General features: G+C 58.2%; 4 protein-coding genes. All 4 read right to left on the reverse strand.

The window, feature by feature from the left end:
• Positions 1-1,248 (reverse strand): VCBS domain-containing protein (locus tag ACR0B7_RS20900; protein WP_480682374.1); only part of this gene is annotated, 1,248 nt, incomplete at its 3' end.
• Between the two features lie 11 nt (positions 1,249-1,259).
• On the reverse strand, positions 1,260-2,561 hold the full coding sequence (locus tag ACR0B7_RS20905; RefSeq protein ID WP_170382239.1) for an HlyD family type I secretion periplasmic adaptor subunit: 1,302 nt from the start codon (positions 2,559-2,561) through the stop codon (positions 1,260-1,262).
• Complete coding sequence (locus ACR0B7_RS20910; protein ID WP_170577071.1) at positions 2,554-4,491, reverse strand: ATP-binding cassette domain-containing protein; 1,938 nt, start codon at positions 4,489-4,491, stop codon at positions 2,554-2,556. The genes ACR0B7_RS20905 and ACR0B7_RS20910 overlap by 8 nt, the downstream gene beginning before the upstream one ends.
• The gene (locus ACR0B7_RS20915) at positions 4,491-6,020 is read right to left on the reverse strand and encodes an ATP-binding cassette domain-containing protein (protein WP_170560176.1); all 1,530 of its coding nucleotides are present in this window, start codon (positions 6,018-6,020) and stop codon (positions 4,491-4,493) included. The genes ACR0B7_RS20910 and ACR0B7_RS20915 overlap by 1 nt, the downstream gene beginning before the upstream one ends.
• Positions 6,021-6,503 lie beyond the last annotated feature (483 nt).

Consider the following 6,503-nt stretch of genomic DNA (forward strand, 5'->3'; position numbering starts at 1 on the left):
CTGCGGCACGAAGCTCGCCTGGCCTGCATCGGGGTCGGTCACATCCAGCTTGCCGCCGGTCGAGGTCAGCTTGTCCTCGGTCACCGCGCCCTGAGAGGCTCCGGCGATGATTGCTCGATCGTCGGTGCCCATTACGTTTACGACCAGTTGGTGGCTCGTTCCATCAACGCTGTGTATTGTGAATGTTTCGCGCTCGGTCTGCCCGGAAACCAGCGCCTGAACCGAGGGAGAGGCGTTTTCGAGCCTGTAAGTCCAACGACCCGACGCATCGATCTGCAAGCTACCGAAGCTTCCAGTCAAAGATGTGGGTTGAAAATGTGCTTCGCCCGGATCCGGATCGACGATCGTCAGCGCGCCGGACACCGTCAGAACACGATCCTCGGACGTCGTTCCGGTATCCGTTCCCGAGATCCTGGCTGCGTCGGGTTGTGGCAACACATTGAAAGGCAGCTGAACCTGTGCGGAGTGACCGTTTGGATCAACGACCGTTGCGGTTAGGTGCCCTGATCCGAACCAGTCGGTCGGCGGAGTCATGGTCAGGTTCTTAAGGTCGGTGCCGGGACCAAGGATCCACGTCCCACCCGGACCTGCGTGCCCTTGGTTCATGATCGTTCCGGGGGGCAACCCACCGATGGTCACGGTGGAGCCACCCTGCGTGTTGTTGCCGTTCACCACCGAGATCAGGACCGGCACAGGGTGGCCTTCCTTACCACCGGGGATCAACCCGGCGATGGCAGGCCCACTGGGCTGACCACCCGTCACGATGTGGCTTGGCGTCTGTCCCGAAGCGTTACCGCCACCGCCGATTGAACCGCCAGTTGAAACGGAGGGAATGATCACATGTCCGACATTTTGACCTGTGCCAATTCCCGGCAAAGCATGAGTGAAGTCGGGATGTCCTGCACCAGATTTCTGGATATGAGTTGGGGGCAACGGGGCCAGGCCGGACGAGGCCAACCAGTCGGAGCCGGACTCCGCCCCCGGACGACCCGGCTCGGAATGCAACTCGGAAAGGTCGGCGCCCATATGGCGTGCCAGGGCCGGCGCGGAGACCATCAACTGCCGGTTGCCGGAACCGCCGCCACCTTGCTCTACGCCATCCGGCGCCGCATGGGCGCCTTCGTCCTGTACATCCGGAAGATCGCTCGTGTCGGTCACAACCCAGGCAAAAACCTCTTCGGACAACTCGTCTCTGGGATCCGCGGTCGAGCGGGAGGGTTGGGATTTGCTCGGGCTCTGATCGGACATCGCGTCTCTCCTCACCTCTCAGTCAATGCCAGGTCGAGATTGGTGTAGATGGGTTTCCAGACATACTGAAACACGGTCTTGGCACCGGTCTTGATATCGGCCTCGCCGGTCATTCCGGCGATCAATGTAAGTCCGTCCTCTGCATCGCGGAAATGGTCGCTGTCCAGCTGCACAAGGACTTCGTAAAATGCTGTTCCTCGCTCATCGACTGATGTTGTTGGCGAAACTTCCTCGACCTTGCCGGGCAATGCGCCGAAGCGACTGTAATCGAAGCTGTCAATTTTCAATCGAACGGGTTGCCCGACTGAAACGAAGCCGACATCGCGCGGCGACAAGCGACCGCTGAAACGATAGCCGCCATCGGCGGGGACAATTGTGACGACCATTCCGCCGGGATCGATGACATCGCCGATCGTGTCGTCGGGGATCGACTGGACTACCCCGGAAACGGGCGACCGGATCTCTGTCTCCGCGACACGGCTCTGAAGGCCGGCCGCTTCGGCCTGCAGTGCACGCCGCTGGGAATCCGCTTCGGCAATCCGGCTACGGGCCTTGGCATACTCATCCAGTTCGACCTGTGTCAGAGACGCCTGCAGCTCGGTAATCTCGGCCTCGGCAATGGTTCGCCGACCGGCGAGCTGGGCAAGTTCGAATCGATACTGCGCTTCTTGCTCGCGCAGTTCCGCGAGCTTTGCGCGTCCGCTCAGTCCCCGATCCCGCAGGTCCTGTTGAACGGCACGCTCCTCCTCGGTGACTGCGATCTGTTGAATGAGTTGGGGGCGTTCTTCATCGATGGCTGCAATCTCGGCGCGCTTTTCTTCGATCTGCGACTGGATCACTGAGCGTTCGGCGCGAATGAAGGCACGAGTTGCCGCAAGTGCAGCCGTTTCGCGTTCCACGAGGTCATTGAAATCTTCGGCATGGGCCGAGAAATTCGGTTCCCGCCCCTCTGCAAGCGCGAGAAGCCGCTCGATTTCAAGCGACAATCCCGCAATACGCGCTTCAGCCGCCCGGAGTGCCGATTGTGCCTCCGCCTGATCCAGAAGCGCCACGATCTCGTTCGCTTCCACCATCTGACCTCGCGTCACCCGCAGCTCGGCCAGTTGACCTCCGTGCCGGCTTTCAACCCGCTTCACCTGCGCGATGGGTTCGATTTCCCCGCGCGCCTTGGAGATCTCGTCCACCGGCGTGTAGACCATCCAGATCACCAGTGCGGTCAGACCGAGCAAAACGACAATCGCCGCACGACGCATCCAGACGAAGGTCGACGTATCGTAAAGGTCGAAAGGTTGATCTCCGCGATTTTCACCCATCGCTCTTCTCCTCCGTCGAAGCTTCTGCTTCTGGCTTTTCTGTCTGAACGGGCCCGCAATAGACGACGTTGCCGGCGTCCAGAACGATAGCGATATCGGCATGCGCCGCGAGTTCCGTGTCGTGGGTTGCAAGGAAGATCGTAGCCTTGCCGCGCGTTTCGTCGATGAACTTCGCGATCTCGGTCACAGCGTCCTTACCACTCGCGGCAAGCGGATCATCGAGAACGAAGAAACTGCTGTCATGTCCGACAATTGCGGACCACGCTATACGTTCTATCTTGGCTTCCGCGGAAAACCCAGCGCCGGGCTCCGTTCTACTTTGATCCAGCCAAAAGCGCTTGTCACCACCGACGTAGGCGCATCGTGCGTCGATCTCGTCGGGATCATATTGGGACATCTGACGCCCGTTTAGTGTCAGGTTTCCGGATTGCGGGCTGAAATGCCCTGCCACGAGCTGCAACAAGGTCGATTTGCCCGACCCGTTCGGTCCCATCACAACGACGACGCTGCCGGCGGGCACATCGAATGTTACGCCGGTCACGGCAGGTGGCTGACCGGCTTCGTAGCGGTAGAACAACCCCTGAGCGGCCACAGCGGGCGCCTCAGGTTCAAGCGCGATTTGGAGATGAGCCTCTTGGCCTATCGTTGGCGCGCGGAGTTGTGTCTCAAGAGAGTTCCAGCCGTTGCGGATTGCTTTAAGTCGCGGGATCGCAAGGAACAGCGATTGCGCTGGACCGGTGATGCGCCAAGTCAGCAACATTGTTCCGATCAGTGTTCCTGGTGACAAATGGCCCTTCAGCGCGAGATCGATTCCTACGACCAGTGTTACGAGCGCGGTGCCGGATCCAAGCGTGGTCGCGATTGCAGACTGGGAGCCAATCTTTGTCATCGAACGGTGCGTGTCGCGCGCACTTGAGCGCAAGGCTGCATCGAACCGCTGAAGCCATTTCTCGCCCAACCCGGCGCGTTGAATAGCGCCGTTGGCGTCGACCAATTCCCCAATCATCTGCGTGCGCCTCATGGATTGGCGGGCGGCAAACGGGTCCCTACTGCCGGTTCCAGCGTTCATCAACAAACCGAAACCAAAAAACATCAGGAGGTAGATCGCGGGAATGATCGCCATGCCTCCGCCAACAATCACCAAAGCGGCAAAGGTCAACAGGATAAACGGTGCATCATAAATCGCCGTGATATTCGGGGAGGCGAACAGGTCAGCGGCGCGTTCACCTTGTCGGACCTTCATGACAATCGCACTGCCCGAGTTGCCGGCCGCGTTCGATACAGGCGAGCGGAGCGCCTTGCCGGCCAGCAATGTCGAAATTTGTCCAGAAAGCGAGGCGTATTCTGCGGCAGCAAAACCGGACCTGACGCGGCGCATTGCCAGCATCGTGATCAAAACAATCACTGCACCCGATAACAAGGCCGGAAGCGAGTCGACGGCGCCGCCTCCCAGTACCCGATCATACACCGTCATGGTGAAGAAGGGCACCGCAAGAGCGCATAGGTTAATGACCAGAGATTGCCACGAGACATGCACAAAGGCATCACGCGCGCGAGACAAGATATTGGAATAGGTGACCTTGGCGGCTTCGGCTTCGGGGAGCACACGCAGATACAGAAGCGGCCCCTCAAGTGATAGATTTTGAACAGCTTTGTCGCCCTCTCGGAACGAAGCGAGATCACCATCACGTCTTACGACGCCAAACCAGTTGGTGCCGTCTGTTGCAATCAGCGCGCCGTCGTGTCCGTCGCTCCAGGATGCCGGAACGCGCTTGTGAATTGAAGCGTGAAGCCCAATTAGGTTACCTGCTCGCGCCATATCGGACAGCGATGACGAGAAACCTCCGAATGCCGCCTCTACCGCCTGATCGGAGTGGCGCCCGTCTAGATATTTGAGAACGGTTTGGAGGAAGTTGGCGGCTGCTGACATTACTCGACCCCCTCGATCCAGTTTTTCGGGTTTTCGAGGCGCTTGGCATCTTCAAGACCGGCGAGAAGCTCTTCAGACGATGTCTGTAAGAGTATCTTGAAATCAATTGCGCGGGACAGCAGGAACTCCGACAGGTTCCTCACCGTATCGACATCGAGCAGCGCTTCGGGTGACTCGATAATGACCAGCCCGGGGCTGCCCGCGAATGCCTGTACAATCGCGGCGCGCTTGGTGCCGCCATCCGAAAGTGGCCGGCCGGAAGATGCGAGCACCGTGTCGTAGCCATGGGGAAGTCGACAAACGACGTTGTCCAGTCCGATCTCGCGCGACAGGGACAGTGCTTCTGGCTCTAGATCCTTGTCCAAGCGGGACAGGCAATCCATGAGCCTACCAGCCAACAGCCGTGGCCGAGCAGATACGATCCGAACTGTCTCCGAGTCCGACAGGTCGCAGGGCAAGTGGTCGACTATGGCTTCCAGCTTTTCAGACACCGTTTGATGCGGTGAAGCTTCGAGCACCCAGATGCCACCGCCAGTCGAGTTCAGGTATTCGGTCGTACGGTGCGACGGCTGACGCTCGCTCTCTCCACTGTTTTCAAGGATCGCCTTCGACTGCTCCGCCGCGACAGCGGCGGGCTGGGCACGCAGGCCCGTCGCCGCAACACCTATAAGCTGTGATGCCGCCCGAGAGCCAAGCAACGTGCAGGCGGCAAGCCCGCCGGTTGTCATCTGCCCTGCGAGCACCTCTACGGCGCCCAACCAGACAACGCCGACCGTCGAGATCAACGCGCCACTCTGCAAGAGGTCAAATTGAAAACTGCTGATGTTCTGCGTCGTTCTGTTTGCTTTCAACTGGACAGAGCGATCGTGAGTCAAACGGGCAAATGTCGAGCCGAGGCTGATCAGCGTCGTCGTGTTTGAGGAAGTGTTAGCGAGCGCCGTGACACTGGCCTCGTACTTTGCGCCCGACAGCAGTTCCTGCTGCAGGGCAGATCGATTCCGCGGCGCAACCACAAGGAACGCGATCACCGAAACGGCAGCGACCAACAAGGGCGCGGCGACAACGATTCCGCCGAGATAGGCGACCAGAGCGAGGAAAACGATCGAGAAAGGCGCATCGTATCGGGCCAGCATTGTTTGACCGACACTCTCATCACGCGCCTTGGCGGGGGCGGAAGCAAGCAAAAGAGCATCCTCCCGGCTGTGATGGCCTTTAAGAAGTTGTCGAGCGGTATGAGACCAAAGCCTGTGTTCTTCCAGTGCCGACCACCGAGCAAACACGCCGGACCTTACATATCGAAGCATTCCCGAAAACACCAACGCGACAACAACTGCCGAGAAAATGACGATTGCAGATCCGGCTGCCTGATTCGGCAAAATCCGGTCGTAGACCTGCAGGAGAGCCAAAGGAAGCGCCAACGCAAGTGCGTTGATTCCCAAAGAGACAAGGCACACAAAAACCCGCGAGTTTGACTTCATAGCGGGAGCGCGATTGGTTCGCTTACTTTGATATGCCGTGTTGGTACTCATTGGCTCTTTGATCAGATCTCAAAAAAAGATTTACCTAAACGTATCTTGAGAAAAAAAGGAATCAACCGGAGAACGCGGCTGGGCGAAGATACCAGTCCAATGCTCGGTCGCTTTTTCTTACGAGCTTTTTCTGCAGGAACGCCAGAAGAAGACTGCGGTGGGGCCGGGGTCTGACTTGCAGGTGCAGAAGTCGACGGCAAAGTGACGCTAGTCGATGCGAACAAAACAGAAATCAATCTGCAGAATTTTGAAACTGCGCTATTAGTTCGGCTGGTTCTTAAAGTCAGGTTCTAACTACTGCATTGGGTCATTTTGCGTGTCGAATAGTGCTGATACCAAGTGTAGATAACAACTTGATCGACCCCAATGCGAACCGAAAGTCAGACTATTGTTGGAACGTCCGATCGGCCTCGAGAGCCATACGTTCTCTATGTATTCCGAAGCCTCTTTCTCTATTTGATTATTTTGAACAGGAGAAGGTAC

It is taken from the genome of Ruegeria sp. BB6 (assembly GCF_056539385.1).